Source organism: Methylobacter svalbardensis (genome assembly GCF_037671525.1).
Classification (GTDB): Bacteria; Pseudomonadota; Gammaproteobacteria; order Methylococcales; family Methylomonadaceae; genus Methylobacter_A; species Methylobacter_A svalbardensis.
This window is the reverse complement of record NZ_JAWPOH010000011.1, coordinates 21806-48608: the sequence shown is the minus strand read 5'-3', so window position 1 is coordinate 48608 and position 26803 is coordinate 21806. Positions and strand designations below refer to the sequence as shown.

Annotated in this window: 27 protein-coding genes and 3 tRNA genes; 13 read left to right on the top strand and 17 right to left on the bottom strand. The window is 47.5% G+C overall.

Features of this window, described 5'->3' with window-relative positions; translation table 11 throughout:
- Positions 1 to 3: 3 nt before the first annotated feature.
- On the top strand, positions 4 to 1590 hold the full coding sequence (locus tag RW114_RS06570; protein WP_340121937.1) for an ABC-F family ATPase: 1587 nt from the start codon (positions 4 to 6) through the stop codon (positions 1588 to 1590).
- 49 nt (positions 1591 to 1639) lie between these two features.
- Here the strand turns inward: RW114_RS06570 and RW114_RS06565 are convergent, their stop codons facing one another.
- Entirely contained in the window at positions 1640 to 2323 is a 684-nt protein-coding gene (locus tag RW114_RS06565; protein WP_340121935.1) for a metallophosphoesterase family protein, read from the bottom strand.
- Between the two features lie 576 nt (positions 2324 to 2899).
- Positions 2900 to 3166 carry a hypothetical protein gene (locus RW114_RS06560; protein WP_340121934.1) on the bottom strand — a complete coding sequence of 89 codons (267 nt, stop codon included), beginning with the start codon at positions 3164 to 3166 and terminating at the stop codon, positions 2900 to 2902.
- A 275-nt stretch (positions 3167 to 3441) separates the two neighbouring features.
- Here RW114_RS06560 and RW114_RS06555 point away from each other — a divergent pair, with 275 nt between their 5' ends.
- The 4 genes from RW114_RS06555 to RW114_RS06540 all read left to right on the top strand — a co-directional run bounded on the left by RW114_RS06555 (position 3442) and on the right by RW114_RS06540 (position 7603).
- The gene (locus RW114_RS06555; protein ID WP_340121932.1) at positions 3442 to 3951 is read left to right on the top strand and encodes a SixA phosphatase family protein; all 510 of its coding nucleotides are present in this window, start codon (positions 3442 to 3444) and stop codon (positions 3949 to 3951) included.
- Between the two features lie 19 nt (positions 3952 to 3970).
- Positions 3971 to 4924 carry a magnesium/cobalt transporter CorA gene (gene corA / locus RW114_RS06550; RefSeq protein ID WP_340121931.1) on the top strand — a complete coding sequence of 318 codons (954 nt, stop codon included), beginning with the start codon at positions 3971 to 3973 and terminating at the stop codon, positions 4922 to 4924.
- 119 nt (positions 4925 to 5043) lie between these two features.
- Positions 5044 to 6105 (top strand): GGDEF domain-containing protein, encoded by a 1062-nt coding sequence (locus RW114_RS06545; protein WP_340121930.1) that lies wholly within the window; start codon positions 5044 to 5046, stop codon positions 6103 to 6105.
- A 490-nt stretch (positions 6106 to 6595) separates the two neighbouring features.
- Positions 6596 to 7603: an RHS repeat protein gene (locus RW114_RS06540; RefSeq protein WP_340121929.1), complete on the top strand. Its 1008-nt coding sequence runs from the start codon at positions 6596 to 6598 to the stop codon at positions 7601 to 7603.
- 16 nt (positions 7604 to 7619) lie between these two features.
- Here RW114_RS06540 and dmeF read toward each other — a convergent pair whose 3' ends face one another.
- The 6 genes from dmeF to RW114_RS06510 form a co-directional block, all read right to left on the bottom strand.
- Entirely contained in the window at positions 7620 to 8561 is a 942-nt protein-coding gene (dmeF, locus tag RW114_RS06535; RefSeq protein ID WP_340121928.1) for a CDF family Co(II)/Ni(II) efflux transporter DmeF, read from the bottom strand.
- 212 nt (positions 8562 to 8773) lie between these two features.
- Positions 8774 to 8849 (bottom strand) — tRNA-Glu (locus RW114_RS06530).
- Between the two features lie 115 nt (positions 8850 to 8964).
- A tRNA-Glu gene (locus RW114_RS06525) sits at positions 8965 to 9040 on the bottom strand.
- Positions 9041 to 9057: 17 nt separating this feature from the next.
- Positions 9058 to 9133, bottom strand: a tRNA-Ala gene (locus tag RW114_RS06520).
- Positions 9134 to 9180: 47 nt separating this feature from the next.
- On the bottom strand, positions 9181 to 10584 hold the full coding sequence (gltX, locus tag RW114_RS06515; protein WP_340121927.1) for a glutamate--tRNA ligase: 1404 nt from the start codon (positions 10582 to 10584) through the stop codon (positions 9181 to 9183).
- 6 nt (positions 10585 to 10590) lie between these two features.
- Positions 10591 to 11052 carry a tetratricopeptide repeat protein gene (locus tag RW114_RS06510; RefSeq protein WP_340121926.1) on the bottom strand — a complete coding sequence of 154 codons (462 nt, stop codon included), beginning with the start codon at positions 11050 to 11052 and terminating at the stop codon, positions 10591 to 10593.
- A 458-nt stretch (positions 11053 to 11510) separates the two neighbouring features.
- Here RW114_RS06510 and RW114_RS06505 point away from each other — a divergent pair, with 458 nt between their 5' ends.
- Complete coding sequence (locus tag RW114_RS06505; protein WP_340121925.1) at positions 11511 to 12704, top strand: OmpA family protein; 1194 nt, start codon at positions 11511 to 11513, stop codon at positions 12702 to 12704.
- Positions 12705 to 12831: 127 nt separating this feature from the next.
- Here RW114_RS06505 and RW114_RS06500 read toward each other — a convergent pair whose 3' ends face one another.
- The gene (locus RW114_RS06500; RefSeq protein WP_340121924.1) at positions 12832 to 13560 is read right to left on the bottom strand and encodes a 4'-phosphopantetheinyl transferase family protein; all 729 of its coding nucleotides are present in this window, start codon (positions 13558 to 13560) and stop codon (positions 12832 to 12834) included.
- Between the two features lie 82 nt (positions 13561 to 13642).
- Complete coding sequence (gene ggt, locus RW114_RS06495; RefSeq protein ID WP_340121923.1) at positions 13643 to 15316, bottom strand: gamma-glutamyltransferase; 1674 nt, start codon at positions 15314 to 15316, stop codon at positions 13643 to 13645.
- A gap of 220 nt (positions 15317 to 15536) precedes the next feature.
- Here ggt and RW114_RS06490 point away from each other — a divergent pair, with 220 nt between their 5' ends.
- From RW114_RS06490 to RW114_RS06465, 6 genes are all read left to right on the top strand, one after another.
- Positions 15537 to 15746: a DUF2934 domain-containing protein gene (locus RW114_RS06490; RefSeq protein ID WP_340121922.1), complete on the top strand. Its 210-nt coding sequence runs from the start codon at positions 15537 to 15539 to the stop codon at positions 15744 to 15746.
- A gap of 71 nt (positions 15747 to 15817) precedes the next feature.
- Complete coding sequence (locus RW114_RS06485) at positions 15818 to 16309, top strand: Hsp20/alpha crystallin family protein (protein WP_340121921.1); 492 nt, start codon at positions 15818 to 15820, stop codon at positions 16307 to 16309.
- Positions 16310 to 16450: 141 nt separating this feature from the next.
- Positions 16451 to 17047 (top strand): Hsp20/alpha crystallin family protein, encoded by a 597-nt coding sequence (locus RW114_RS06480; RefSeq protein ID WP_340121920.1) that lies wholly within the window; start codon positions 16451 to 16453, stop codon positions 17045 to 17047.
- Between the two features lie 43 nt (positions 17048 to 17090).
- Positions 17091 to 17969 carry a protease HtpX gene (gene htpX / locus RW114_RS06475; protein WP_340121919.1) on the top strand — a complete coding sequence of 293 codons (879 nt, stop codon included), beginning with the start codon at positions 17091 to 17093 and terminating at the stop codon, positions 17967 to 17969.
- A gap of 23 nt (positions 17970 to 17992) precedes the next feature.
- Complete coding sequence (locus RW114_RS06470; protein WP_340121918.1) at positions 17993 to 18343, top strand: DUF2934 domain-containing protein; 351 nt, start codon at positions 17993 to 17995, stop codon at positions 18341 to 18343.
- 302 nt (positions 18344 to 18645) lie between these two features.
- On the top strand, positions 18646 to 19089 hold the full coding sequence (locus RW114_RS06465) for a hypothetical protein (protein ID WP_340121917.1): 444 nt from the start codon (positions 18646 to 18648) through the stop codon (positions 19087 to 19089).
- A gap of 307 nt (positions 19090 to 19396) precedes the next feature.
- Here the strand turns inward: RW114_RS06465 and RW114_RS06460 are convergent, their stop codons facing one another.
- The 7 genes from RW114_RS06460 to sdhC form a co-directional block, all read right to left on the bottom strand.
- Positions 19397 to 20065 carry a DedA family protein gene (locus tag RW114_RS06460; RefSeq protein ID WP_340121916.1) on the bottom strand — a complete coding sequence of 223 codons (669 nt, stop codon included), beginning with the start codon at positions 20063 to 20065 and terminating at the stop codon, positions 19397 to 19399.
- A gap of 728 nt (positions 20066 to 20793) precedes the next feature.
- A complete protein-coding gene (locus RW114_RS06455) occupies positions 20794 to 21324 on the bottom strand; it encodes a copper resistance protein NlpE (RefSeq protein ID WP_340121915.1) in 531 nt (176 codons plus the stop codon).
- Between the two features lie 73 nt (positions 21325 to 21397).
- Positions 21398 to 21655, bottom strand: a complete 258-nt coding sequence (locus tag RW114_RS06450; RefSeq protein ID WP_340121914.1) for an FAD assembly factor SdhE — start codon at positions 21653 to 21655, stop codon at positions 21398 to 21400.
- Positions 21655 to 22440, bottom strand: coding sequence for a succinate dehydrogenase iron-sulfur subunit (locus RW114_RS06445; protein ID WP_340121913.1), 786 nt, complete (start codon positions 22438 to 22440; stop codon positions 21655 to 21657). Before RW114_RS06445 ends, RW114_RS06450 begins: the two co-directional genes overlap by 1 nt.
- On the bottom strand, positions 22440 to 24224 hold the full coding sequence (gene sdhA, locus RW114_RS06440; RefSeq protein ID WP_340121912.1) for a succinate dehydrogenase flavoprotein subunit: 1785 nt from the start codon (positions 24222 to 24224) through the stop codon (positions 22440 to 22442). The genes RW114_RS06445 and sdhA overlap by 1 nt, the downstream gene beginning before the upstream one ends.
- Before the next feature lie 3 nt (positions 24225 to 24227).
- On the bottom strand, positions 24228 to 24608 hold the full coding sequence (gene sdhD, locus RW114_RS06435) for a succinate dehydrogenase, hydrophobic membrane anchor protein (protein WP_340121911.1): 381 nt from the start codon (positions 24606 to 24608) through the stop codon (positions 24228 to 24230).
- Positions 24598 to 24987, bottom strand: coding sequence for a succinate dehydrogenase, cytochrome b556 subunit (gene sdhC / locus RW114_RS06430; protein ID WP_340121910.1), 390 nt, complete (start codon positions 24985 to 24987; stop codon positions 24598 to 24600). Before sdhC ends, sdhD begins: the two co-directional genes overlap by 11 nt.
- A 760-nt stretch (positions 24988 to 25747) precedes the next feature.
- Between sdhC and RW114_RS06425 the strand changes: the two genes are divergently transcribed.
- Entirely contained in the window at positions 25748 to 26785 is a 1038-nt protein-coding gene (locus RW114_RS06425) for a transporter (RefSeq protein ID WP_340121909.1), read from the top strand.
- Positions 26786 to 26803: the final 18 nt, after the last annotated feature.

The window sequence follows — 26803 nt, the reverse complement described above, 5'->3', positions numbered from 1 at the left end:
AACTTGATTTCTACAGCTAACATCACCATGCAGTTCGGGGCTAAACCCCTGTTTGAAAACGTCTCGGTCAAATTCGGCGACGGCAACCGTTACGGCCTGATCGGCGCAAACGGCTGCGGAAAATCGACCTTCATGAAAATATTGAGCGGTGATTTGGAACCGTCAGCGGGAAACGTCAGCATTAGCCCCAATGAGCGCCTGGGTAACTTGCGCCAGGATCAGTTCGCTTATGAAGACTACCGTGTGCTGGACGTGGTACTGATGGGACACGCCGAGATGTGGGCGGCCATGTCCGAGCGCGACGCGATCTACGCCAACATGGAGGCTACCGAGGACGACTACATGCACGCCGCCGAGCTGGAATCAGTATTCGCCGAATTTAACGGCTATACCGCCGAATCCAGAGCCAGCGAACTATTGCTGGGTCTGGACATTCCGCTGGAACAGCATAACGGCCTGATGAGCTCGGTAGCGCCGGGCTGGAAACTGAGAGTCTTGCTCGCACAGGCTTTATTTTCCAATCCCGACATCATGCTGCTCGATGAGCCGACCAACAACCTGGACATCAACACCATCCGTTGGCTTGAAGACATTCTGAACCAACGCGATTGCACCATGGTTATCATCTCGCATGATCGCCACTTTTTAAACAGCGTCTGCACCCATGTGGCCGATATGGATTATGGCGAGTTGCGTGTTTATCCCGGCAATTATGACGATTACATGGTAGCCGTTACCGAGGTTAGAGAACGCTTACTTGCTGGAAACGCCAAGAAAAAAGTCCAGATTGCCGAACTGCAAACCTTCGTTAGACGCTTCTCGGCGAATGCTTCCAAGGCCAAACAAGCCACTTCGCGCGCCAAACAACTGGATAAAATCAAACTGGATGAAGTTAAACCCTCAAGCCGGGTTAATCCGTTTCTCCGTTTTGACCAGACCAAAAAATTGCACCGTTTAGCACTGGAAGTCGACAACTTAACTAAAGGTTACGACGCCCAACCCCTGTTCAAAAACTTGAATTTGATGGTTCCGGTCGGTGAACGCATTGCTGTTATTGGCCCTAACGGTATCGGTAAAACAACCCTGCTGCGCACCTTGGTCGGCGATTTAACAGCGGATGCCGGCGAGGTTAAATGGTCGGAAAACTCGGAAGTGGGATATTTTGCTCAGGATCATGCCGAAGACTTCGCCGAAGATACCACTCTTATCGAATGGATGAGTCAATGGCGCAAAGAATCGGACGACGACCAGGCCATACGCGGCATCTTGGGGCGGTTATTGTTCAGCGCAGACGACATCAACAAATCGGTTAAAGTCATCTCCGGTGGCGAACAAGGCCGCATGTTGTTCGGCAAGCTGATCCTGCAAAAGAACAACATCATGGTAATGGACGAACCGACCAACCATTTGGACATGGAATCGATTGAATCGCTGAATACCGCGCTGGAAAACTATCCCGGCACCTTGATATTTGTCAGCCATGACCGGGAGTTTGTGTCATCGCTAGCCACACGGATTATCGAATTAACCCCGAACGGGATTGTTGATTTTAATGGTAATTATGAGGATTATTTAAGCCGTCAGGCGTAGATCGGCAAATGGTAAGCTGGGTTTGAAGCAATCGCGTAAAACCCAGCGATTAACTTCCATGCATTAACGTATTCCCCATCAAATCGGCAACAGCCCTGTCTGCCACACCGACTACCTTGATATTATTCTTAATCATGCCGGCATAATTTTCATGCAAATGACCATGAAAGATATTTTTTACTCCCATCGCAGCGGCCAACTCACTAATCACATCAAAGCCGTGCCGATGAGACCCCGGCGCTTCATGGGTCACCAAAATATCCGCTCTCAGCGTCTTTAATGCTTCAAACTCATCATGCCAAATCGCCCCCTTGTATTTTAACGACATGGCCGTATGCCGACTATTGGCAGGCTGATTATGCAGATAATGCTGCTTGCCTCGCCATTTAGGCTGTTGCGGCGGATACCAGACCCGGCCCAAAAAAATACCGCCTAAACCGGCAATTCTCAATCCTGCTATTTCCGTGACCTTCAAGTGCAAACCGTTATCAGCCAACGCTGAATCAAACAAATGCTTATGCTTGCTGGGCGTTTCAAAATCATGGTTCCCTGCAATCCACCAGATTTGAGTTAAGCCGACAATTTCCTGCAAATAGACTTCCAAGGGCATATCCAAATCATAATCCCCCAATAACACAACGGCTTCCGGTTTGTATTCATGCACTGCCGCTATCAACGGTTTGAAATTCCCATGCGGATCGCCTGCAAATAAAATCTTGTTCTGTGGGTTCACATTGTGACTCCTGTTAACTGGAACCTGACCCTTATGATAAAAAACAACGTTTTATTTGCGTTGCTCCACGCGGGTTTAAAATTTCTCCCGATTATAGACAAAAGTCGTCTTGATTAATATCAGACAGTTAAATGTAAGTGGTATCGATTAAGATTTGCGGATCGGATTTTCTCGCTTCCATGTGCTTTATACACAAATTTGCACCGGCATGAATGTCGCTATTCAGCATCATGAACGGTAACTTTCGAATCTCGTACGTTGCTTAAAAGCGCCGGATGTCTGTGAAACCCTCACACCACGGACAGAATGACGAGCGTAGATGTCTCATAGACACTTGTGTATAAGAATATGCACTGCAAAGGAATACAGTGCCGGCGCGGCTAGCTGAAAAAAGAATAGGGTTTAAGATTTAGACATCTGGAAAAAACGGACTTAATCGCATCGGAGAACAAAAACCGGCAGAACCTCAATGTCGCGCAGAAAATGGAAGTAAATAAGCGACAAATTTGATGTCTCGGTAAAAACACCCCCTTAGCAAGAGAGTGTTTTCAACTTATAAATTTTTCTATATACAGCTTAATCGGCCAAGCGCTTGCCAATACGGTAGTAGGCATCTTTAAGTTCTTCACCGACTATTTTGGCCTTGGCAATAAACTCTTCTGAAGTTTCCACCGAATCATCCGCTATTTCAGCGGCTTTGATTTTTAAACTGCGCCATTGTTTTTCGGCTTCTTCAAATTCTTGTTTGGCCTCCATAGAAGCCAGATGCAGTTTTAAATTGATTTCATCGCGTTCTACTTGCAGCTTAACTAATAAATTCTCAAAATCTTCTTTTATTGACATGACTCACCTCATTTTTATCGCGCATTGATTAACTTAAAAAACCAGTTGATATTACTTAATCATTTGCAGTATAGGGAAACAAATCCCTGCAATCAATACGTAATACCACCAGTCCGACCGGACAACTGTCATACCAAACACCTTACATTACCTACGCTTCAGGTATTTTTTTACTTTTGATTTAACAAAACTGTAAACATTAACTGGTATAGTATTACGATAGTATTACGGGCACGAAAGTGCCCTGATATCACCTTCCATAGACAAAAAATCTTATGACTCACGAACTTTTATTATTACGACATGCCAAATCAGATTGGTCGGTTGATATGGATGATTTTTCCCGCCCGCTCAATAAACGCGGTCGGCGCGCCGCCAAGCGGGTGGGACGCTGGCTGCATGAGCAGCACTTGATACCCGATACCATACTCAGCTCTCCGGCTACGCGTGCACTGACAACGGCGCAGCGGGTTTGCAGGCAGTTGGACATAGACGAGTCGGCCATTGTCTGCGACTCGCGCATTTATCAAGCAGACGTCCTGACTTTGCTTGCGGTACTAAAATCCCGCCACCAAGATCAACGCGTGCTGCTGGTCGGCCATAACCCTGGCTTGGAAGACTTGTTATTAAAATTAACCTCCCATTCGGCTCCGTTATCGGCTAACGGGAAATATCTGCCTACCGCCGCTTTAGCCCAACTCACTTTCAAAGGCGCTTGGACAGAACTGTCCGAAGGTGCCGCCACATTAGTCACGCTGATTCGTCCGGATAGCCTGCCTGAATAATAAAAAAGAGAATATATTCATGTTACGACTATTCAATATCGACAAGGGTCGGCTCAAAGAACAAACGCCGCATCACAATCAACTCAAGCAGGCAGTGGCTAAAGCCGCCTGGATAGATGCCCACGATGCCAGCGACAGTGAGCGGGCGCTACTACAAGCCTTTTTGCGTACGGAGTTGCCAGAGTCGGATGATGTGGAAGAAATCGAGTCTTCGGCGCGTTACTTTACCGACAACACCGGCATTCATGTACGCTCTTTGTTTCTTGCTCAAAGTGAAGGTCGGCACAGCACAGCGACCGTCGCCTTTATCTTGCAAAACGACCGCTTAATTACCCTGCGCGATGGTGCCTTGGCCGATTTCCGCCTGCTACGGATGCGCGCCCGGCGCGGGCAGGTAGAGGCGCATTCACCACAGGAATTGCTGGTGCTGATGTTTGAACAAAAAGTGGAAAATCTCGCCGATGCGCTGGAAGATATTCATCGTAAACTGGAAGATGTCAGTTATCTGGTACTGGAAGAAATTGATTCCGATCTTGAAAACGCCATTGATCAGCTGGCTCAATTGGAAGACAGCAATGGTAAAATTCGACTATGCCTGATGGATACACAACGCTCCATATCCTTTCTGCAACGGCATTTGCGCAATCAACCCGAATTGCAGGAAACGGCGCGGGAAATCATGCGCGACGTAGACACCTTAATGTCGCATACCACTTTCCTGTTCGATAAAATCAATTTCTTGATGGACTCGACCCAGGGCTTTATCAACATTGCCCAGAACAAGATCATTAAAATTTTTTCCATTGCCGCCGTGGTATTTCTGCCTCCTACCCTGGTAGCCAGCATTTACGGCATGAATTTTCGCTTTATGCCGGAGCTCAGTTTGCGCCTGGGTTATCCCGGCGCACTGGGCTTAATGCTGCTGGCGGGGATTGCACCTTATTGGTTTTTTAAACGGAAAGGCTGGTTGTGAGTTAGGTGTTACTCATCCACCGCGGCAACCTACACGGCTGCTGCGTAATGATTATGTTAGAATAGCGAATTTGAGCCGGCTCCCTTTATATTCAACACTATTAACCGAGAAAATCCGTCATGACCAAAGAGCCATTTTTTCGTCTCAATCAAGAGCCTGATGCCCTGAGCGGCTTTTCCCGTACCGTCGCGGAAATTGAATGGCTACTGCTGGTCTTGATGTTGTTCTATCTGGTGGTGGGCCATACCGAGGAAAGCGTTAAAATCTTTTTATTAGGCGGCCTCTGCGCTTTCGCAGGCTTCGTTATGGCATTTCATTACCTCAACTTTTTTACCCAAGCCAACATTTGGAAACTAGCCTTAGAAACGTGGGTCATGATCTTGTTGATCACCTGGTTCGTTTGGCACACCGGACGCCAAGACAGCCTGCTGCTTAACTTGTACTTTCTACCCATCATCACCAGCGCCCTGGCTTTAGGCAAGCTAACGACATTATTGGAAGTGCTATTAATCGGCAGTTGTTATCTGTATTTGGGCAAAAGCGGCCTACCTGGCGGCGAGTTCTTTTCCCTAAGCCAAGGCAGCGTCCTGTTGATGTGGCTATTTCCTATGTTACTGGTGGGTTACATCACCACCATGTTGTCTAACGACATCTACCACGCTTTCAGCCGCATCAAAACCACCGCGCAAACCGATGAATTAACCAGTCTCTACAACCGCCGCGCCTTCATGGAACTATTGGAAAAACAATTGCAACAAGCCCGGCGCGGTGGACATACTTTCAGTCTATTACTGGGAGATTGCGATAACTTAAAAATCGTCAATGACCAATACGGTCACGAAGCAGGTAACCTGTTGTTGCAAACTATCGCCGACAACTTCCGTCACTGCTTAAGAGGCTGCGACACCGCAGCCCGCTACGGGGGCGACGAATTCACCGTATTACTGCCGGACACCACCATAGAAACGGCAGAACTGGTGGCAAAGCGCATCAAGGAAACATTGGTCGCAAGCTGTTTCAACTACCGAAACAACGCCATCACCACCGATATCAGCATCGGCATTGCCACCTATCCACAACACGGCGACACCGCGGAAGCATTGCTACATCATGCCGACCAAGTCATGTATGCCAACAAGCGTGAAAGTAAAAATCAAGTTGCCACACAGGTCGCGATCTGATAAATCTTCAGTTGGGCATCGCCCTTTTCGCTACCCAAACCGTTGGCATTCGTAAATGGTGCGCGATGCACAGCCTACCCCATGCGAAACAATTCCTTAACCAATAGCTCAATGCCCCAAGTTACCATTAAACCCAAAACAAGCACTGCCAATGATGTCGTCATTATATTGAGATTGTTCGGTGTAAATCTATTCATGACGATTAACCCTTGATAATTAATTCAAAGGGTTATTCTGATTAAGCCATGTGAAAGCTTGATGACATCTCTATTAAGTTTCTATGACACAGCCAACCGAGCAGCTTAATTGTCCCTGGAAAATCTCTTTTAAATTAAAAAATCAGGCTTTGGCATTTGTTTTTCAAGCTTCATAAAGTATCATTGTTTCCTGCAAATATGACATATCGCGAGTACGGGCGTTACTTCCCGTTCCATTTCACTTTAAGCCCCGTTGCCAGATAATTCGCAAATTTAAACCAAAAGAGCACTTAATGAATAAATCGATGAAGTTTGTTGTTTCTTATCCTCAAACTAACTGGGACTATGTAAAATTTAGGCTAAACAGAATAATCAGAGGCGCCGACCGCTCTAATGATGTCTTTAGCGGTTTACCTGGGGGAAAAATTGAACTATTTGAACACAATGGCAAGCTAGGCGGAATGAAATCACTGGCGAGTTATCATCCGGTCAAACCTTTTGGCATGCAATATGTTGCCGGCGAAGGCTTGTATTTTATTACCGGATTACCCTGCTGTAAGGACGGCGTCGCCGGGGATGAGCATATCGCCAGAATCAATGATAAAGGCGAGATCGATCTGGAAATACGCAGCCCATTACTCACCCAAGTCCGTTCATTGCGCCGGACCGAAAAGGGTTTATTAGTGACTGCCAGCGGCATTGATGCTTTATTGGAGTTCGATTTAAACGGCAACCTTATCTGGTCATGGTGGGCTACTGAACAGGGTTACGATCAGGCCCATGGCGGCGGCACGCGTGTCATTGATAAGCAACAGGATCATCGACTTAAGAATTATCCCGGCCGGTTACAAACAACCCATCTTAACTCTGCCATTGTCGACCCTTATGATCCGACAAAAATCCTGACTATTTTATTTTATCAAGGAGTGGTCGCCAGAATCGACAGAGAGACGTTAAAGCTTGATATTGTCATCAGAGACTTGAATGGCGCACACCATATTCGCCCTCATTCCACTGGCTATATGTTATCGAATTCACGCAAAGGTGAAGTGTTGTTGTTTGATAAAAACTTTACTCTTCAAAAAAAGATTCCCGGCACGAGCCGGTTTTATCCGGTTAAATGGGTTCAGGATGCGATTGAAACTCCATTTGGCACCTATTTGATAGCCGATTGTAATGCTTTTAAATTACGCGAACGCAATCAGGATGGCTTAGAAAAAAGCTATAACACGCGCATGCCTAACAGAATTTTCCAAATTGAACCGGTAGCTGACAGCTTTACTTTTCCTACAGGAATGTAGGAAAACATTTTCGGCCTCATTTAATACAAAAATCCCCTGCACATCGATTTACCTCAACGGTAATATGCGACAATTTACTGATGCCTCCGTAACGGAACCCTTTTAATAGCTCCTTATAATATTCCGGCGCTTTGGGATCATGCGACACTATCGAGACGATTATCGCAAAGTGCCCGGGGCCTACCCGCCAGATATGCAGGTCTGAAATGCGATTGTCTGCGTCGCTTTCTATTCTTTCCTTTATCGCCAATTTATATTTCAACGCTATGCTTTCATCCAGTAAAACCGGACTGGTCTCTCTCATCAAAGAATAGGACCATTGCATGATAATCAGCGCACCCACTATACCCATAACCGGATCCAGCCAGTTCCAGCCATAATATTTACCCAATACCAGTGCGATAATGGCCAGCACTGAAGTCAACGCATCGGCAAGCACATGCAGATAAGCCGCTTTGAGATTATGGTCATGGTGGTCATGGTGGTCATTATGATCATGTCCATGATGATCTTTGAGCAGCAGCGCACTAATCAAATTAATCAACAAGCCGAAGCCTGCAACAGCGATAGCTTCATTAAAATGGATGAGCTGCGGATGAACGATGCGTTGCCCCGATTCGATCAACATGATCAGAGCCACAACGCCCAAGACAACAGAACTGGTGTATCCCCCTAAAACGCCCACTTTTCCAGAGCTAAACGCAAAGGTCTGGTCATGCGCGTGAACTCGGGAATAGCGATAAGCAACCAGGGTGATCATGAACGCGGCAACATGTGTGCCCATGTGCCAGCCATCGGCCAGCAGCGCCATCGAGCCAAACAGAATACCTGCCGCTATTTCCAGCAACATGGTTAAAAAAGTGAGTATCAGAACCAGCTTGGTTCGCCGCTCCCCTTTCCTATTAATGACTGAAAAATCGTGCTCGTGTTTCAGACGATCTAATGTGTGCGCATGCATTCCAAACCCTGTTTTTCTATTCGTTAAAACAATCAGTCCTGAACAGAATAGTGTGCTGCGCCTATTTCTCTGGTCAGGCCGTCATGATGACGGAAATTCTATTTTATAGAATAACCATCGCTTTTGATAAGAATTATTTGGCAGGATCTGATCGCAAAATCAAACTGACAGGCATAAAAAAAGGGTTATCATTCTGATAACCCTTCTATTAATGGCGTCCCCAGGGGGGTTCGAACCCCCGTTACCGCCGTGAAAGGGCGGTGTCCTAGGCCACTAGACGATGGGGACTAAACTGGTTTAGTCAGCCTATACTCAACTGTACATCAACTTACTTATTTATGCTTCGAACAGCACAAAAAGCAAAACTATAAAAAAAGGCCTATGCTTATAGGCCTTAATATAATGGCGTCCCCAGGGGGGTTCGAACCCCCGTTACCGCCGTGAAAGGGCGGTGTCCTAGGCCACTAGACGATGGGGACTAGAACTGATCAACTATTGGTGGAGCCAAGCGGGATCGAACCGCTGACCTCAACACTGCCAGTGTTGCGCTCTCCCAATTGAGCTATGGCCCCTAAGTTGAGAACCGGCATTGTACATTAATTATCCATCCTGTCCAATACTAATTTAAATTATTTATATGATTTATGGCTCGCCGTATTCTCGCCAAAGTCTTTTCTTTGCCCAGCAATGACAAGGTAATATCAATCGCCGGCGAAACCGCTGAACCGCAAACGGCAACACGTAACGGCTGAGCAACCTTACCCAGACCCAGCGCCATGGTTTCAGCCAGATTTAGTACAATCTGATGCAGCGCCTCACCCTGCCATTCTGTTACCTCAGTAAAGTCATCATGCAACCGCGCCAAAACCTCTGCCGCGGCTGGGGTAAAATTCTTTTTAGCCGCTTTTTCATCATAGGCGTCAAAATCCTTGTAAAAATAAACGCTGGCAGCCGCTATTTCAACCAGGGTCTTGCAGCGTTCGCGTTGCGCCTTGACCATATCGACAAGACTCGGCCCTTCGGTAGGGTCGATACCCAGTTCGCCCATGTGCCAGCTTAAATGACGCGCCACATGAGCAGGATCACCCGTCATAATGTAATGATGATTCAGCCATAACAGCTTTTCGGTGTTGAATGTCGATGCCGACACATTGACATTTTCCAACTCAAAATGTTCAATCATTTCATCAACAGAAAAAATCTCCTGATCGCCATGCGACCAACCCAGACGCACCAGATAATTCAACAAGGCTTCGGGCAAATAGCCGTCGTCACGAAACTGCATCACACTGACCGCACCGTGGCGCTTTGACAACCTGGCGCCATCAGAACCGAGAATCATCGGAAGATGCGCGTATTTGGGCAGTTTAGCACCCAGGGCTTGAAGAATATTCATCTGCCTGGGCGTGTTATTGATATGATCGTCGCCGCGTATCACATGCGTGACCTGCATATCCATGTCGTCAACCACCACCGTTAAGTTATAAGTCGGCGTGCCATCGCCCCTGGCGATAATCAAATCATCCAATTCCTTATTACCGACCACAATGTCACCTTTAATCAAGTCGGGAATGGTTACTACGCCATCGACAGGATTTTTAAAACGGATGACGGCTTCCCGATCATTCTTAGGCCCGACAACATCCCTGCACTTGCCGTTATAGCGCGGCTTTTCCTTATTAGCCATTTGCTCGGTACGCAACTGCTCCAGTTCGTCTTTACTGCAATAGCAGTAATAGGCATCGCCCTGATCCAGCAACTGCTGAATAATCTGCTTATACCGATCGAAATGATGGGTCTGATAAAACGGCCCTTCATCATATTCCAGTCCCAACCAGGTCATGCCTTCCAAAATGGCATCGACCGATTCCTGCGTGGACCGTTCCAGATCGGTATCCTCGATCCGTAAAATAAACTTTCCGCCATGCTTGCGTGCATAAAGCCAGGAAAACAAAGCAGTGCGGGCACCGCCTACATGCAGATAACCCGTTGGACTCGGGGCAAAACGTGTTTTTATACTCATTTGATATTATTTCGTCAGTAAAATTCTGTTAGCGTATTCTTTCGGGATTTGCTTGGAGGCAGTCAAGCGCATCACTTGATAATTAAAAGCAATCGCTCCCTTGGCGGCGGCATTCTTGCCCAAAATAGCCAATGAAGGGCCATGCCCTTGGGCGGCGGCTTTTTGGTACCACGCTGTCGCCATTTTAACATCGTTTTTCACACCGATGCCCCGGTCGTATAGCGCCGCCATAACCACTTCAGCCTCAATAACGCCTTGATTTGCAGATTTTAACATCCATTCGGCGGCTTTTTGCTCATCTATTTCAACGCCGTTACGACCTAATAAATACATCGCCCCCAATTTAGCTTGAGCCATTGCATTGCCTTGCATTGCGGCTTGTCGGACATCATCCTGCAGTGCTTGTTGTTCCGCCTGCACACCCGGGCCAAGTAACAATAACAAAGCTAACATGATTAATTTGAACATCAATGGAACCCCCTTTTTCTTTAATTGAAAAACCCGCATTATTTCACGCCGAGAGCTAAAGATACATTACCCCAGAAAACCAGCTGCCTTTGAAGGCTAATATTAATTGATGTTACAGATAGCAACTACCTGCGTATTATCCACCCCACGTAGTGATGAAAGCGCTTGCATTCAACAATGAGATTGATGAATGCAAGCCGGGGATATAAGTTTTCCGCACCAACATCCCATCGATTTTCTGGTACTTTCGTGGATCGCGCCTTGCTATTGACCCGAATTTAACCAATCATTTTTTTCAATAAGTATTTCCACCGATTTTATAAGTAGTCTATTTCCTATATCCTGGAGCCGGTAACCATCCCAAGTGATTGTTTTAGGCTTACCTGTTCAATTTAACGCCAATGGCTGCTGGATAACATCCTGTTATCTTAAACGATTTGGTAACCAGGAGATATTCCATGAAAAAAACATTTATCATTGCAGCCGCTATTGCCAGCGCACTTCTATCGGGCTGCGCTTCGCAACCGCTGAGCACTTTCAATGTATTTCACCCGGCAGAGCTGAATGGTTTGGTCGCCTCAGGACAGTATGTTCAAAAAACCGATAATTTCTTTGTCCTCAATGATTCCTCATCATCAATGGCCGAAACTTATCGTGGCCTAGGCTATCCGGCCCAGTCCTCCCCTACCAAACTCTCCGTTGAAAAAGAAATCCTGAACAGAATAAACCTGACCCTTCCCGATCTAAAAATGACTTCAAGCATTCGCAGCTTTGGTTTCGGCCCCTGCCTGGAATGGGGATTCACCCGGCTTAACCAAGCTCCAACCCCCTACTCAAAATCATCATTCGGTAGCGGTATCGATACATTGACCTGCGCAAGCGGCGGCTCACCGATGATTAACGGAATTGAGGGAACAGCCAACGATTTATCAAACACAACCGGCAACATCGCCGTTTTGATCCTCAGCGATGGCTATGGACTGGACGCTAATCCTTATGCCGCAGTTCAATCCCTGAAGCAACAGTATGGCGACAGATTATGCGTTTATACCGTCTGGGTAGGCAATAAAAAAGACAATCAAGGTCAAATCGTATTAAATAACCTCTCCAACATGGGCGGCTGCGGATTTAGCACCACGGCTGATCGGATTTCCAGTACCGCCGACATGGCCAAATTTGTACAAAGCGTTTTTCTAAAATCCGGCACACCACCGGTTGCCGACTGCTTAATGCTCGATGATGATGCCGACGGCGTTAATAATTGCGATGACAGATGCCCGGACACCTTAAAAGGCGCTCACGTTAACCCATTCGGCTGCTGGATTGTTGATATAAAATTCGACAACGATAAGAGCGACATCAAACCCTATTACTATGCTGAACTCGATAATGCCGTTAACGTCATCAAACACAATCCCGGCATCAATATTGAAGTACAAGGCCACACCAGCAGCACCGGCACTGCGGCATACAACCAAGCATTATCCGAACGCCGCGCACTGGCGGTTAAAAACTATTTAAGCGACAAATACGTCCATGCAGACACCGCATTGACCGCTCGCGGATACGGCTTAACCCAACCCGTCGACACCAATGAAACCGAAGCAGGTCGGGCCAACAACCGCAGAGTGGAACTGAAAGTGCTTAAGTAAGGTTAACGGATACAGACAAACCGAAAACGCTCCAGAGTTTCCGCATACCAAAAAGGGCGGGTTAGTTACCCGCCCTTTTTTATCTACGCCACATCGACGATTTGATTCGGACAGCCTCTCAGGAGAGTTACAGATCCAAATCTACAAGCTTAACTCCAGCAATTTCCTTGTCCGTCACTAATGCACTACAAATGCCCTGCCCTAAAGCTATATCCCGCACCTGCCACATTGCAGCCTGGCCGCAATTAACCGGGACCCTTAAAAACCCAGCCTGGTTTTCAGGATTAACCACACAATGATTTAACCCTAAGCCGATACCGCGCCCGGTGGCTTTAACGAAAGCCTCTTTACGCGTCCAGAAGCGATAAAACTCGACTGTTTTTTGAACTTCCGGCAGCCGGCTCCAATAAGCTATTTCTTCTTCGGCAAAACATTTATCGACCAGCGCGGCAAGACTGGCTCTGGGTTTACAGCACTCCACATCCACACCTAACTGACAATTCCAGCCTACGGCAATCACCATCGTATTTGCTGAATGGGACAGATTGAACGCCAGTTCAGGATTATCGGCAAGATAGGGTTTGCCGTGTTCGGCTTTTTTTATACTGATCTTTTCCGGCGCCACGTTAAGCGTTTGGGCTAAAACATTTCTTAAGCGACCATGCACTTCGACGTAGCGTTTGCGCAGCCAATCGTGTTTGAATTTTTCGGCTTGAGCCTGCTCGGCTGCATCGAGAACGCGCCAGCAGCTTTGGTAATGCTCATCATCGGCAACAATATTGCCATGCCATATTTGGATAATGTCGGCATTCATAATCCTGATGTTTTCACTGATTTTCTCATTCCCATGCACCATGTCACTGTGCCATTAAGTTAAGCCGAAAGTCGTTATGGTCGAATGTTGTGGGCGCGAATAAATTCGCGCCCACAATATAAACTTAATGCCCAACAACAGCCCAGCCCTCGCCCCGACGATCACTGGCCGCAATCAATTGACCCGTGGTTTTATTCCACTGTACCGCCTGCATATTGCCATAGTGGTAACGCGCTACTTTCAGCTGATGCCCCATTGCGGCAAGCCGGGTTTGCTCATCCGCCGTCAGTGCGCCTTGTTCATATTCAATCACATCCGGCATAAATTGATGATGAAAACGCGGCACTTGCACCCATGAGTCCGGCTCATGGCCTTTGGCAAAATCCAGCGCGGCTAACAGCACCATCGAAATAATTCGACTGCCGCCCGGCGTTCCCAACACCGCGACATGATGCCCGTCATCAAGAAAAGTGGGCGTCATACTGGACAACATACGCTTGCCCGGCGCAATCGCGTTGGCGATACCGCCTACCAGCCCGTAACCGTTCATAGCGCCTGGCAGACTGGCAAAATCATCCATATGATCGTTCAGCAATACGCCGGTTCCAGGCGCCACCAAACCCGCACCAAAAGGAAAGTTAATGCTTAAGGTTGCGGCAACCCGATTGCCTTGTTCATCAATAATCGAAAAATGGCTGGTGTTGACGCCCTCTGGCTGCGGTTGAATTTCTCCTGACAGCATGCCGCTGGGCAACGCTTTATCGAGTCGCAGACTGCTGCGCAATCCGGCCGCATAATCCTCGTTTAACAAGCGCTTAACCGGCATGTCGATAAAGTCCGAATCGCCCAGATACAAGGTCCGATCATGATAAGCACGGCGCATGGCCTCGACGATAAGATGCTTTCGGGTTGGCTCATCGGCCTGCGTCAAATCATAACCGGACAGAATATTCAGTGCTTCAATCAACACGATACCGCCGGATGACGACGGCGCGGCGCTGGTGATTTTTATGCCGCGATAATTCCCCGTTACCGGCTCCCGCTCGACAATCTGATAAGACGCCAGATCCTGTTTTGTCCAGATGCCGCCCGCCTTGTTGACGCCTGCCACCAGCTTATCGGCTACTTCGCCGCGATAAAATCCATCCCGTCCCGAATCAGCCAATTGCCTTAAGGTATGAGCCAAGTCTTTTTGCCGGAGTATTGAATAAGGCTCGGGAATATCGCCGTCGTTAAGAAATATCCGTGCAGTCTGCGGGTGTTTTTTGATCAGCCCGGCCCTGAACTTGAGTAGCTTTCGATGTCTTTCACCGATGGCGAAACCGCTTTGTGCCGCCCTTATCGCAGGTTGCAGACTTTCCGCCAACGGCAAGCGTCCGTATTTTTCCGACAAATGCGCCAGAGCCGCAGGCAGTCCGGGGATCGCAGCCGCTAACGCGCCATCGAGCGATAAACGGGGAATCACCTTGCTGGCCTTATCCAAAAACATCGTCTGATGAGCCGCCAACGGCGCTTTTTCGCGCCCGTCGATCATGGTTTCAAAACCGTCCTGCTCCCTGTGCAACAACCAGTACCCGCCACCGCCCAGCCCAGAACCGGAGGGTTCAACCACTGCCAATGTTGCACTGACCGCCACGGCCGCATCAAAAACATTGCCGCCTTTATCCAAAACCTCAAAACCGGCTGCCGTCGCCAGAGGATGCGCACTGGCAATTGCAGCACGGGTTGGATCCGCATAAACCTGCGCAATCCCAAAAACGGTTGTTATAAGGAGTACGACACAATATTTCTTAAACATCTTTTCCTCAGATTAAATTTAGTTGATGCAATTAAACCACATTTGCAGGGTCTCGTTAGCTTGATGCTCAACTGATTTTTTAGGATGCTCAATAAAGCCAGGGCATTAGGTGTTCGTACTAATATTTTTTTTTATTTTCCTATTTAGAATACATAGTGTTGATTGTGTTTCATAAATAACTCAAAGGGCGATCCTTATCCATCATATAAAGAGGTGAAAAATGGCTGTAACTGCTAAAAAAACTAAAGCAACTAAAGCGACTAAAAATCAAGAAGTTTCAACGTCTGACGAAGACCGCTCAACGATATGTCTTCCCGATCGTGACGCCAAGATTGCTGAAATAGCCTATCTCAAGGCCGAAAACAGGGATTTTTCACCAGGCTATGAACTTGAAGACTGGCTTGAGGCCGAACGGGAATTTTTGCTGTAACAATACAACAAGATACAAGTCGCGATGCCTCGTTAGACTACTATTTTACAATCAATTTACCGGAGTAAATCATGTCAAATAAAGAGATAGATACCACAAAAAAAAGTTCTGAATTATCACCCAAAACATCGCTAGGCGGACTGGTGTCGTTCAATGAATTTGATAATTTTTTTGATGATTTCCTCTCCCGCAGATGGCCACGCTTGCTGGACTGGAATGTACCTACCCTGCCGGAAATCAGCATTCCAAAAGTCGATATTCTTGATCACGACAATGAAATAGAAGTTCAGGCGGCATTGCCAGGCGTTAAAAAAGAAAACCTGGAGATATCCATTAACAACCAGACCATTACCATCCGCTCTTCCACCAAGGTGGAAAAAAAGGAAGAGGAAAAAGGCAAATATTTTCGCCGCGAAATATCGCATGGCGAGTTTCAGCGCACCCTGTCCTTACCCGACAATGTCGATGGCGACAAGGCAAAAGCATCGTTCAAAGATGGCATATTGAAAGTGACCATTCCCAAAACCGAAAAGAGCAAGCGCAAAAGCATTGAAATCAGTTAGTCCCGCAAATCGGAAACACCGGTTTAGCGGAAGCTGAAACCGGCGTTTCCCGCCTCTTCCGAAACATTGAAAGCGGATAAATACGAATAACAAGGCTTAAAACGACCTTGCCACACCGGCATTTTCTCCTGGAGAAAACCAATGAAAAATGAAACCATTGCCGCTTTAGCCGCTGCCCTAGTGATTGTTCTGGGAATACAAGCTTATATGACCTATCGACTGAATGACCGGCTTAATAAGCTGACCGAGCCGTATAGTCAGGCTGAAGATCCACGAACCAAACCATCGAGTCTTCCCAAGTCGGTTATGGATGACGAATTCTTTAAGGGACGGACCTGGAATCCTTATGCGGAAATCCAGCACATGCAAAATCAAATGGAACGGATGTTCGATAATTCATTTTCGCGTTTTCATATGAAAACCCCTTTAGGCAATTTAAGCGCTGCACCTGACGTGGATTTACAGGAAAAGTCGGATCGTTATATTGTGACGGTGAATGCGCCCGGTGCCGATGAATCATCCATGGATGTAAAACTGGAAGATCAGGTCTTGCGCATTTCCATTAAAACCGAGCATGCAAAGGATGAAACGGATGATAAAAATGGTAGCTACCAATACCGGGAGCGTTTCGTCGGTCAATTCCAACGGGCATTAACCCTACCTGGCCCTATCAACGCGGCCAAAATGACAACCGAATACCATAAAGGTGTGCTGACCATTACGATTCCCAAGGCATAGTTTTTAGCCCCTGATAATTTCACTTGATATAGCAGGCTTCACGATGATGCGAATTTTTCTTTTTCTGGCGACCAACGTCGCAATAATGGTTGTAATCAGTATTGTCTTTAGCCTGTTGGGCTTAACCGGTACTTTAGATGCACAGGGCATCAATATCGACCTTAACGCACTGCTGGTCATGTCGGCAATCATCGGCATGACCGGCTCGGTCATTTCCTTAGCCATGTCGAAGTGGTCGGCAAAACAGGCCATGGGCGTTCAGCTTATCGAGCAACCACGAAACCAAACCGAGCAATGGCTGCTGACTATTGTAGCTAAACAAGCCCAACAGGCGGGCATCGGCATGCCGGAAGTCGGTATTTTTCAGACGCCGGAAGCCAACGCCTTTGCTACCGGAATGAACCGGAACAGCGCATTGGTAGCTGTCAGTACCGGTTTGCTGCAACGCATGAGCAACGATGAGGTTGAAGCCGTGATCGGTCATGAAATCACTCATGTCGCGAATGGCGATATGGTGACAATGGCCTTGATGCAGGGCGTGGTAAACACCTTCGTTTACTTTTTTGCCAGCATCATCGGTCATGTGGTCGACCGCGTCATCCTCCAAAACGAACGGGGGCATGGCATGGGTTATTTTCTCGCACAGATGGTTGCGCAAATTGCCTTGGGGTTTCTTGCCTCACTACTGGTCATGTGGTTCTCGCGTTACCGGGAATTTAAAGCCGATGCCGGCGGCGCCAAGCTGGCCGGTCGGGGAAAAATGATCAGCGCTCTTCATGCCTTGCAACGTGAATACGAGCCGCAAGACCTGCCCGGGCAACTGGCGGCATTCGGTATTAACGGCAGGGGTGGCCTCAGCAAGTTGTTTATGAGCCATCCACCCTTGGAAGAGCGTATTGCGGCGTTACAAAATATCAGTTGAGATAAACAACATGATTCCAGTCAATGCTAAGCCATGCCGTAAAGCCGGTTAATCGGCATCAATGGATATCAGAAGCGGCTTATTACAAAGCCCTGGCCAGAAAATTTGAGTCCGGCAAAGAATTAGCCGACTGGTTAGAGGCTGAACTAGACTATTCTAATATGCTGATAGCCCTGTACATTTCTATTTTGGAAGAAGACGGGGCGATGACAATTTTTAGCTTGCAACAGTTGGGCAAGGTTTATCGGCATTCAAAATTCGGAGGATATTCTTTCAGAAATAGAACTGGTAGGGGCAATTCAATAATGCTACCGAACATTCAAATTTTAGATTCGTCAGAGGCTCGGGATATGTCTGTCGAGGAACGTGCATGAAACAACTTGCTCTTTTTTATTCCCTCGCCCGACAGCAGGACGGGGCATATTGTCCAGCCCAAAACATTTTGCGTTGGCTAAATGTAGCGGCCTAGATCTGACATCGCAGAAACGTTAGGAACGGGATTGCAAACGCCGTCCCGCTTGCAGGCAGCCTTGCATTTTTGTATTTCTTCAAAATAAAACCTGCTTAGGCAGCATTTAAAACCTGCCCCGAAACACCCCAACCGTCTCTAGCGCGGATCCTCTTAACGGGTTAAAGTGGCCAAAGTGATTTCTTTTCACCGATAGGAGGCTGTATCTTGATAGGCTATAAAAAGATAGTGGGAACAATATTTGCCGTAATGTTTCATGCTTTGTCGATTTTATTAATACTTATCGCAAGTTATAACTTTGTAGATTATGCGTTCAATCCTCAGGGAGAATTCATGTCAACGGTAATACATTCCATTAATACGTTTGTTATCGCCTTAGCTATGTTTGAACTTGGTGCTGGCATTAGTAAGGAATATTGTTCTTCAGATGAAGAAGAAAACACATACTCTAATATCAGAAGAATAATCACCCGATTTGTCGGAACAGTCTGCATTGCGCTTGTATTGGAAGCCCTGATAATGATTATAAAATATAGTGAGTTAGAATTGGCTGGCAATCTGTATTATCCGGTCAGCATACTTTTCGGCGGCAGTTTTTTGCTTGTGGCCCTCGGAGCGTTTCTTTGGTTGACGAAAGGACATAAAGAGTAAAATCTCTTCTTTGCTGTTTAAAAGCAACAGCGGATCAAGCAGCAGCATAAAGGGCAACGCATTGGGTCAACCCATGTTATACCGGATTCCAGTGGATATAATCGATATGCCTTTGAAAATCGGTGCCATCGTAAATCGCATACTCCCAAAATCGTCGTTGCCAAAGCCGATTCCGCCACGGGTGCGGGAGTTAACGACATTCCAGATGTACGCAGATCGCGTGTAAAGGGGGATTTTATCGCCCGCCAGCAACCCCGGGTTCCGCATGCTCCTTACAGCATTTGGAAAGGATATACGATGTGCATCGCTATAGCTCTTGGGAGCTACCCGGCTTCTGTTCAGCAATGTTCAAAAAACGGTTATTCCTTTTTTCTAAAAAATGTCGCTCAAGTTTTTGAACATAGGCATAGATTCCATATAGAACCCCTCCAGCTATTGGCAGTACAAAATACCAATGCTCTTTAGCAACACGCAATAAGCTTAATATCTCCTCACCATAGAAATAAGCAGGTGTTACGGTAATTGCGGCCCATACCCATGCGCTAAGAAGATTAATTAATGCAAATTTTCTTGCCGAATACTTGGTAATACCAATAGACATGGGAATGACAGTACGCAAACCATACATATAGCGCTGCATAAAAATAATGGGCCAACCATATTTTTTTAACAGCAAATGCGCAATGGCAAACTTACGCCGCTGCTTATGCAGTTTGCGCTGAATATAGCCTTTATTAAAGCGGCCAATGTAAAAATAGATTTGATCGCCAGTAAAACCACCCAGACCCGCCACAAAAATTGTCATACAGTATTGCATATCACCGGTATGGGACAGGATTCCCCCCATAATCAAGCCCATTTCCCCTTCGAATATGCTCCACAGAAACAAAATAATGTAACCGTACTCCTTAAGCCAACCAATAAATAATTCTTCCATAAAATCCTTAATTTCGTTGAGATACTGCTCTACGCCCATCATCCGAGTTAAAATCGCATACTTTTTAAGACCTTACCCATTGATTTTCAATGAGTTTTATTTTTTAAAGTTATACGTTTTCAAAGTCGGATGGAAGCAATTGTAACCCTGTTTACAGTCATCAAATTAAAAACTTCGTTTTCAATAATCTATAACAGATTGGACATGGATCGTGTAAGTTGCCATTACATAAAAATCAGACTTTTATCCTGAAGCAGCATCATAAACTGATTAATGGCTGCTTTCCAATCGCGTAAGGATATAGACCTTTTTCCAGTCGTTTTGAATCCTGTCCCGAACGTTTGATGCTGCCGTAACCTTGCCGGTAGATCCGGTTACGACTCCATGAACAGATATTTGCTCCTGCAATATCTGCATTCCCCACATCCCCGTGGGTTCTGCAGGAGGTAGAAAAATACAGGAGCAATTGCCAAGCGTAATATAATAACCTGACATTTTCTGCGTGAAGCATTGGGTTACGGCTAGCGCCTAACCCAACCTTGTATGATCAAAATTAATAAAATATTACCAAAGAGATCAAGTAAGCTTTAACCGTTTATTGGGAGGCCGTCCCAACCTGAGGACTGGTTTTTTGTTAACCAGAGCCTGCTGCGTAGATTGGCCCCCGCCGGAGCTACATATAGCCGGACGGGGCATGTTGCCCCGTTCGAACTATTTTACGTTGGTATGTGTAGCCGCTTAGCTCAGGCATCACAGAAACGTTAGAACTAGTGAATATGTACCTCACGTGACTTTACCGTATCGCTTCTGCGTAAAGTATAGCGATCTGACTTACCTGTCACCTTCGTTCCATCGCTGTTAAGCTGAATGAGCGTTCCTTCATTTTCAATACGATATTGCCGTAGGGTTGATTCCTTACGTGACGTTAAAACAACGGTATGGGTCTCATCATTCCAGCTATATTTTCCCTTTTCATAAAACTCTTTTGAGGATTCTTTTGCTGGCTGGGTCACCAGCAGATAATTGTTGTTTTGTTTTAACGACAGTGTCGCTTTAATTCCATCGCAATCGTTGCAAGGGAGATAACCGTAAAAAACGCCATGAAACTCCAGGCTCTTATCGACAGGGGTTAAATGGGTTGTGTGATCTGTATTTTGCTCATAGCTCTTTACACGCGCCCTAAGAAGTTTTTCTTGGTCTGCTTGGTCTGTCCCTGCCATTGCAATATTAGCAGGAAGCAGAATGCTGAAAAAAATCAACATCAGATTTTGTTTTAATTGTTTTTTTAATGTTTGCATATAAGTGCCTCTATTAATGTGTAATTTACCGTGAAGTGTCGGGTTAGCGATACCGTAACCTAACATGGCTTAACTAATTAAACATCCTATAAACCCCAGCCACCGCAAGCGCCCTGACCTTGCCAGCCAAAACCTCCATCCCCCTAACTTCTAAATCCCCCATCAAAACCCCGATCAACTGATCATCCTCAAACTTCAACAGCTCAACAAACAAAGCCCTCTCTCCCTGATCCGCGACCCAATACCCCGCTTCCAGATAACGATTCAACAGAAAATCCAGCTCCTTGGTCCCCCGCCGACATTGCCACTTTAATTGAGCCAGTTCGTCCATCAGCCCAACTTTCTCTGCACCAACAGTTTCTTGGTTTCGGCAATGGCCTTGGCCGGATTCAAGCCCTTAGGACAGGTATCGGTGCAATTCATAATCGTATGGCAACGGTACAATTTGAACGGATCTTCCAGTTCGTCCAGCCGCTCGCCGGTATTTTCGTCGCGGCTGTCGACCAGCCAGCGGTAGGCTTGCAGCAGCACCGCAGGGCCCAGGTAACGCTCGCTGTTCCACCAGTAACTGGGGCAACTGGTCGAGCAACAGGCGCACAGCACGCAGTCGTATAAGCCGTCCAGTTTTTCCCGGTCTTCTTTGCTTTGCAGGCGCTCGGAATCCGCAGGCGGCGGGGTTTGGGTTTCTATCCACGGCTTGATCGACGCGTATTGCGCATAAAAATGGGTCAGATCCGCCACCAGGTCTTTAACGACTGGCAAATGCGGCAACGGGTAGATTTTGATGGTACCGGGATAAGCATCGATGGCTTTGGTGCAGGCTAGACTGTTCCTACCGTTGATATTCATCGCGCAGGAGCCGCACACGCCTTCGCGACAGGATCGCCGGAAGGTCAGGCTGCTGTCGACTTCATTCTTGATTTTCAGGATCGCGTCCAGCACCATCGGGCCGCACTTATCCATGTCCAGTTCGAATGCATCGATGCGCGGGTTTTCGCCGGACTCGGGGTCCCAGCGATACACTTCAAAGCGGCGGATGTTGGTTGCTCCGGCTGGCGCTTTAAAGGTTTTGCCTTCGGTTAACACCGAGTTTTTAGGCAGGGTAAATTCAGCCATCAGTACACCCTCTCTTTTGGTGGAATTACGTCGACATCATCGGTTAATGTGTACATATGCACCGGCCGGTAATCGATTTTTACCTGATCGCCGTCCAGCCAGGTCAGCGTATGCTTCAGCCAGTTTTGGTCGTCGCGGCTCGGGTAATCTTCCCGTGCGTGGCCGCCCCGGCTCTCGGTGCGGTTGCCTGCGGCGTTAATCGCTACGGTGGCCTGGCTCAGCAAGTTATCCAGCTCCAGCGTTTCGACCAGGTCGGTATTCCAGATCAAGGACTTATCGACGACTCTGACATCGGCAAAGGTTTTTCTGACTTCCGCCATCGCGTTGATGCCTTCAGTCAAGGTGGAACCGGTTCTGAACACCGTCGCTTTAGTTTGCATGACTTTTTGCATGTCCAAACGGATATCGGAAGTCGAGCGACTGCCATTGGCATGGCGGATTTTATCGAAGCGGGCGATGGCTTTATTACAGGCAGTCTTGGCTAGTGGCTTTAATGCAGTGCCTGGTTTGATAAGCTCTGCGCAACGGATAGCAGCAGCACGACCAAACACCACAATATCCAGTAACGAGTTTGAGCCTAAGCGGTTGGCGCCATGCACGGATACGCAGGCCGCCTCGCCGATTGCCATCAAGCCCGGCACCACGGCATCAGGATCGTCGCCATTCAAGGTAACCACTTCGGCTTTATAATTGGTGGGGATGCCGCCCATGTTGTAATGCGCGGTCGGCAACACCGGGATCGGCTCTTTGGTGATGTCGACATTGGCAAAAATCCGCGAGGTTTCGGAAATACCCGGCAAGCGTTCGTGAATAATAGCCGGATCAAGATGTTCGATGTGCAGATAGAGATGATCTTTCAGTGGGCCTACGCCGCGACCTTCATTGATTTCAATGGTCATCGCGCGGCTGACCACATCGCGTGAAGCCAGGTCTTTGGCGGTTGGCGCATAGCGCTCCATGAAGCGCTCGCCCTCAGAGTTAGTCAGATAACCGCCCTCGCCTCTGACGCCTTCGGTAATCAAACAGCCTGCGCCGTAAATGCCGGTCGGGTGAAACTGGATAAACTCCATATCCTGTAACGGCAAACCGGCGCGTAATACCATCGCGTTACCGTCGCCGGTCACGGTATGCGCCGAGGTGCAGGAAAAAAAGGTACGCCCATAACCGCCGGTCGCCAATACAGTCATATGGGATTTGAACAAATGCAGCGAGCCGTCATCCAGACACCAGGCCAAAATACCGCGACATTCTCCATCCTCCATGATCAAGTCCAGCGCAATGTATTCGACGAAGAATTCGGCCTTATGTTTTAACGACTGCTGGTACAAGGTATGCAAAATCGCATGACCGGTCTTATCGGCCGCCGCGCAAGTACGTTGTGCGGTGCCTTTGCCGTAATGCGTGGTCATGCCGCCGAAGGCGCGCTGGTAGATTTTGCCGTCGGCGGTGCGCGAAAACGGCACGCCGTAATGCTCCAGTTCGATAACTGCAGCCATGGCTTCGCGGCACATGTATTCAATCGCGTCCTGATCGCCCAGCCAGTCGGAGCCTTTGACGGTGTCGTACATGTGAAAGCGCCAGTCGTCTTCGCCCATATTGCCCAGAGCCGCGCTGATGCCGCCTTGCGCGGCGACGGTATGGCTGCGGGTGGGAAATACTTTGGTGATGCAGGCGGTTTTCAGGCCTTTTTCGGCCATGCCCAAGGTAGCGCGAAGTCCAGCGCCGCCAGCGCCAACCACAACCACATCGTAAGCATGTTCAATAATTTTATAATCTGCAGACATGAGTTACCCTATCGATACAATGCGAAACACAGCCAGCAAAGCCGCAATCGCCAAAAACAAGAAAGCCAGATTGACAGCCCAGATTGAAATAATCTTGGGGTCTTCGGCGGCGACATAATCTTCAATCACCACCTGCAAACCCAAGGCGGCATGATAGAAAACGGCGATGATCCACGCCACGATGCAGACGCTATTAACAGGCGATGCCAACCAGTCTACGGTTTGTTGATAAGGGGCCGTCACGCTCAAACCCAGAAAATAGATTAACCAAAAAGACAACGGAATCAGCGCTACGGCGGTGACGCGCTGCATCCACCAGTGAGCCGTTCCGCTCTTGGCAGAACCCAAGCCCTTAGCCCTGGATAAAGGCGTTCTATAGTCCATAATACCCCCACGCAAAAGTCATTAAAGTCAGCGCCAATGATGCCGCCAGCTCAATCATCGCGTAGCGGTTTAGCGTATCCAGTTCAAAGCTGTTGCCGGAATCCCAAATCAAATGGCGAACGCCATGGCACAGGTGAAAAAACAATGCATAAATAAAGCCCCAGCAGACCAGTTTGAACAACCATAGATTCATGACGGCCTGCATTACCGTATAGGAATCTTCGCCGCCTGCCAGCGCCGAAATGACATAAACGAATAGGATCAAACCGGCTGAGAGCATAATGCCGGTGATTCGGTGGGCGATAGAAATAATGCCGGTTAAAGGCAGCTTGTAGACTTGCAAATGCGGGGATGTGGGCCTGTTGGTATTTATCGCCATAATATTATCCGGTTGTTGTGTTTATCCAATGATCTTCCAAATCAAAAGCCGATGCAATAGCCGGTAATATCGGCTTATCATGTTGTATCACATATTACTGGCGCCCGCTAAGCTAATAAACCGGCATTGGTAGCCTGTTACACTGAAATTTTGCGCTATTGCTGGGTGATGCCTGACCGGAACCGCAAAACAACCAGAGCAAGTTTTGAACTCCAAAACCACAATACCGTATTTAGCAAAAAGGGCATTCATTGTTTCTCTACAACCTTACTCTACAACAGATATATGGCGATAGGATCGCCGTATTTGAAAACTTGCTGAATTATAAGACTCGCTTTGCTGCTTTCTGCAAACCGGCCACACCACTCGCAATTAAACTGTGTTATTTAACACACTAAAATAGGTCATATGACACTCTTTTGCTTTTTAAAGAACATCTAGCTCGCTGAAATATTCTTACCGGCCCTGAATTTACTGGCCTCACGGAATGGTAACAATATCTGGCACAATAACTGCTTTTTATTGAATCCTGATTACAATTAATATTTCTAATCCAGCTGTTTTGGGGCTTTTTAACTGTACAGACCGCGATTCCACTCACTTTACTGGGCCTTACCAATGTCTTTTGTTACTATAGTAGAATGTTGTTATGTTTTAAAAAGATAAGCCACCATTATCTATTTATACTGTTCCAGCCTAGTCAGCTAAAGATTTTTGCAGTATCGCCACAGAACTTAAATAATAAATATAAAGGATAGCCATGATCCACCCGAAAAAAATACCGCTTACGCTGGCTTTAAGCTCTGCGTTTGCTATCTACAGCGGCACTGCTATGGCCGACCACGGCTCACTGGGTTTCGGGATTGGCACCGCATCGCCGATTATCACTCAAACCGGGGTCACACTACCCAGTGGCGTATGGGCTGGCGGCCTGATCACCCAATTTGTGAGCATCGACAACGCTTCTGATGCCACCTTACTCGACGTCAAGAATAATGCGATTGATGATGCCCATGGCGATATTCACAGTGTTAAATCTTTTTTTCAGCCTTCGCTTTTTGCCGCTTATGGCCTTACCGATGACTTGACACTGGGTGTCAGACTTCCTTATGTACTGCGTTTCGGTTTAAGCTCACCGGGTCACGCACACCACGACGGCGATCCTGTCGATGAAGTCAATAACCAGGGCGACTCTAACGGTATTGGCGACGCATCCTTCTTTGGCCAATATCGTTTTTTCCACAGTGCCGATAACTTAAACCATGCTTCGCTGGTCATCGGCCTAAAAACCCCGACCGGTGCCACCGGAATACAGGATAATCAAGGCACCAATTTTGAGACCCACTCTCAGCCCGGCAGCGGCTCCTGGGACCCTTCATTTGGGCTTTCTTTCACCCGCGCCATGGGACAGTTTTCTTTTGATACTAGCGCCCTTTACACAGTAACAACCAAAGGCACGCAGGGAACTGACCTTGGCGATCTTTTCGGTTATAACTTTGCGCTGTCTTACGCCTTTGGGGCACCTGCTCGCAACAACCTGTTCTCATCCAGCAATAATGCTCCATGGACGGCTGTTCTGGAGCTTAACGGCGAGTGGCAGGATCGACAAAAAACAGATGGACAGAATGATCCGAATTCAGGAACCCATACTGTTTACATCTCACCGGGCATCCGGTACTCCGGCGGAAAAAGCTGGAACACCGCCCTTTCGGTAGGTGCGCCAATAGTGACGGACCACAACGGATTTCAGACAGACCCTGAGTACCGGATTACTTACCGTTTTGTCGCCGTATTCTAATATTTTTGCCTGTTTTAA

Coding starts and splice junctions, on each gene's coding strand:
- RW114_RS06560 (WP_340121934.1), bottom strand. CDS start 3,166: ATGTCAATAAAAGAAGATTTTGAGAATTTATTAGTTAAGCTGCAAGTA.
- RW114_RS06555 (WP_340121932.1), top strand. CDS start 3,442: ATGACTCACGAACTTTTATTATTACGACATGCCAAATCAGATTGGTCG.
- corA (WP_340121931.1), top strand. CDS start 3,971: ATGTTACGACTATTCAATATCGACAAGGGTCGGCTCAAAGAACAAACG.
- RW114_RS06545 (WP_340121930.1), top strand. CDS start 5,044: ATGACCAAAGAGCCATTTTTTCGTCTCAATCAAGAGCCTGATGCCCTG.
- RW114_RS06540 (WP_340121929.1), top strand. CDS start 6,596: ATGAATAAATCGATGAAGTTTGTTGTTTCTTATCCTCAAACTAACTGG.
- dmeF (WP_340121928.1), bottom strand. CDS start 8,561: ATGCATGCGCACACATTAGATCGTCTGAAACACGAGCACGATTTTTCA.
- gltX (WP_340121927.1), bottom strand. CDS start 10,584: ATGAGTATAAAAACACGTTTTGCCCCGAGTCCAACGGGTTATCTGCAT.
- RW114_RS06510 (WP_340121926.1), bottom strand. CDS start 11,052: ATGTTCAAATTAATCATGTTAGCTTTGTTATTGTTACTTGGCCCGGGT.
- RW114_RS06505 (WP_340121925.1), top strand. CDS start 11,511: ATGAAAAAAACATTTATCATTGCAGCCGCTATTGCCAGCGCACTTCTA.
- RW114_RS06500 (WP_340121924.1), bottom strand. CDS start 13,560: ATGGTGCATGGGAATGAGAAAATCAGTGAAAACATCAGGATTATGAAT.
- ggt (WP_340121923.1), bottom strand. CDS start 15,316: ATGTTTAAGAAATATTGTGTCGTACTCCTTATAACAACCGTTTTTGGG.
- RW114_RS06490 (WP_340121922.1), top strand. CDS start 15,537: ATGGCTGTAACTGCTAAAAAAACTAAAGCAACTAAAGCGACTAAAAAT.
- RW114_RS06485 (WP_340121921.1), top strand. CDS start 15,818: ATGTCAAATAAAGAGATAGATACCACAAAAAAAAGTTCTGAATTATCA.
- RW114_RS06480 (WP_340121920.1), top strand. CDS start 16,451: ATGAAAAATGAAACCATTGCCGCTTTAGCCGCTGCCCTAGTGATTGTT.
- htpX (WP_340121919.1), top strand. CDS start 17,091: ATGATGCGAATTTTTCTTTTTCTGGCGACCAACGTCGCAATAATGGTT.
- RW114_RS06470 (WP_340121918.1), top strand. CDS start 17,993: ATGCTAAGCCATGCCGTAAAGCCGGTTAATCGGCATCAATGGATATCA.
- RW114_RS06460 (WP_340121916.1), bottom strand. CDS start 20,065: ATGGGCGTAGAGCAGTATCTCAACGAAATTAAGGATTTTATGGAAGAA.
- RW114_RS06455 (WP_340121915.1), bottom strand. CDS start 21,324: ATGCAAACATTAAAAAAACAATTAAAACAAAATCTGATGTTGATTTTT.
- RW114_RS06450 (WP_340121914.1), bottom strand. CDS start 21,655: ATGGACGAACTGGCTCAATTAAAGTGGCAATGTCGGCGGGGGACCAAG.
- RW114_RS06445 (WP_340121913.1), bottom strand. CDS start 22,440: ATGGCTGAATTTACCCTGCCTAAAAACTCGGTGTTAACCGAAGGCAAA.
- sdhA (WP_340121912.1), bottom strand. CDS start 24,224: ATGTCTGCAGATTATAAAATTATTGAACATGCTTACGATGTGGTTGTG.
- sdhD (WP_340121911.1), bottom strand. CDS start 24,608: ATGGACTATAGAACGCCTTTATCCAGGGCTAAGGGCTTGGGTTCTGCC.
- sdhC (WP_340121910.1), bottom strand. CDS start 24,987: ATGGCGATAAATACCAACAGGCCCACATCCCCGCATTTGCAAGTCTAC.
- RW114_RS06425 (WP_340121909.1), top strand. CDS start 25,748: ATGATCCACCCGAAAAAAATACCGCTTACGCTGGCTTTAAGCTCTGCG.